The sequence below is a fragment of the Kocuria sp. NBRC 114282 genome (assembly GCF_030268385.1).
Lineage (GTDB): Bacteria > Actinomycetota > Actinomycetes > Actinomycetales > Micrococcaceae > Kocuria > Kocuria palustris.
In genome coordinates this window covers 1-2,013 of record NZ_BSQO01000019.1, presented here as the reverse complement: position 1 = coordinate 2,013, position 2,013 = coordinate 1, and the positions used below count along the sequence as shown (strand labels likewise).

The window sequence follows — 2,013 nt, the reverse complement described above, 5'->3', positions numbered from 1 at the left end:
GCGAACGGGAACCAGATGGTTGTGGGACGGTGTTGTTCCAAAACCGTACAGTGGACGCGAAACACGCTGCTATTCACACCCCCAAAAAAGGGGGCTGCAAGACATGTTGTGTGTGTGAAGATCATCGGCTTATTAGTACTGGTCAGCTCCACGAGTCGTCAGTCCTCGCTACCACATCCAGCCTATCAACCCAGTAGTCTCCTGGGAGCCTCACCCCCACAAAGGAGGAAGGAAATCTCATCTCGAAGCAAGCTTCCCGCTTAGATGCTTTCAGCGGTTATCTCTCCCGAACGTAGCCAATCAGCCATGCACCTGGCGGTACAACTGACATACCAGAGGTTCGTCCGTCCCGGTCCTCTCGTACTAAGGACAGACCTTCTCAAATTTCCAACGCGCGCAGCGGATAGGGACCGAACTGTCTCACGACGTTCTGAACCCAGCTCGCGTGCCGCTTTAATGGGCGAACAGCCCAACCCTTGGGACCAACTCCAGCCCCAGGATGCGACGAGCCGACATCGAGGTGCCAAACCATGCCGTCGATATGGACTCTTGGGCAAGATCAGCCTGTTATCCCCGAGGTACCTTTTATCCGTTGAGCGACGGCCATTCCACAATGTACCGCCGGATCACTAGTCCCGACTTTCGTCCCTGCTCGAGCCGTCACTCTCACAGTCAAGCTCCCTTGTGCACTTGCACTCAACACCTGATTGCCAACCAGGCTGAGGGAACCTTTGGGCGCCTCCGTTACTCTTTAGGAGGCAACCGCCCCAGTTAAACTACCCATCAGGCACTGTCCCTGACCCGGATCACGGGCCGAAGTTAGATATCCAGAGCGACCAGAGTGGTATTTCAACAACGACTCCACGAACACTGGCGTGTCCGCTTCACAGTCTCCCACCTATCCTACACAAGCCGCACCGAACACCAATACCAAACTATAGTAAAGGTCTCGGGGTCTTTCCGTCCTGCTGCGCGTAACGAGCATCTTTACTCGTACTGCAATTTCGCCGAGTTCATGGTTGAGACAGCGGGGAAGTCGTTACTCCATTCGTGCAGGTCGGAACTTACCCGACAAGGAATTTCGCTACCTTAGGATGGTTATAGTTACCACCGCCGTTTACTGGGGCTTAAATTCTCCGCTTCGACTTGCGTCTAACAGGTCCTCTTAACCTTCCAGCACCGGGCAGGAGTCAGTCCGTATACATCGTCTTACGACTTCGCACGGACCTGTGTTTTTGATAAACAGTCGCTTCCCCCTGGTCTCTGCGACCCTTACCCCCTCCACACCGCAAGGGCATATCAGGGTCCGGGCCCCCCTTCTCCCGAAGTTACGGGGGCATTTTGCCGAGTTCCTTAACCATGATTCTCTCGAACGCCTTAGTATTCTCTACCTGATCACCTGTGTCGGTTTGGGGTACGGGCGGCTAGAACCTCACGTCGATGCTTTTCTCGGCAGCATAGGATCACCGAATCCCCCACCAAAGGGGTCCCATCACGTCTCAAGCTATATGAGCCACGGATTTACCAATGACTCGCCCTACACGCTTAGACCAGGACTACCATCGCCTGGCTCGGCTACCTTCCTGCGTCACACCTGTTAACACGCTTACCTCCCTGGATCAGGTCCCACGCATCCCACCACAACCACACACCACAAAGTGGCGCATGAGAAACGGGTGGAACCGGTGGTTAGTATCCCCAGTTCAGTATGGGCGGTTCTTCGCCGGTACGGGAATATCAACCCGTTGTCCATCGACTACGCCTGTCGGCCTCGCCTTAGGTCCCGACTCACCCGGGGCAGATTAGCTTGACCCCGGAACCCTTGATCATTCGGCGGACGGGTTTCTCACCCGTCATTCGCTACTCATGCCTGCATTCTCACTCGAACAGGCTCCACCACTCGGTCACCCGGCAGCTTCACCACCCGCTCGACGCTCCCCTACCCAACACACACAAAACCATTACAGTCACCACACAGCACCCCACCAGAACCCAAAAGCCCTGACAGGATCG

1 rRNA gene is annotated in these 2,013 nt (G+C 55.5%); it reads right to left on the bottom strand.

The features are described 5' to 3' along the window. Positions 1 to 111: 111 nt before the first annotated feature. Positions 112 to 2,013 (bottom strand): 23S ribosomal RNA (locus QSJ40_RS12515); the annotation flags it as partial.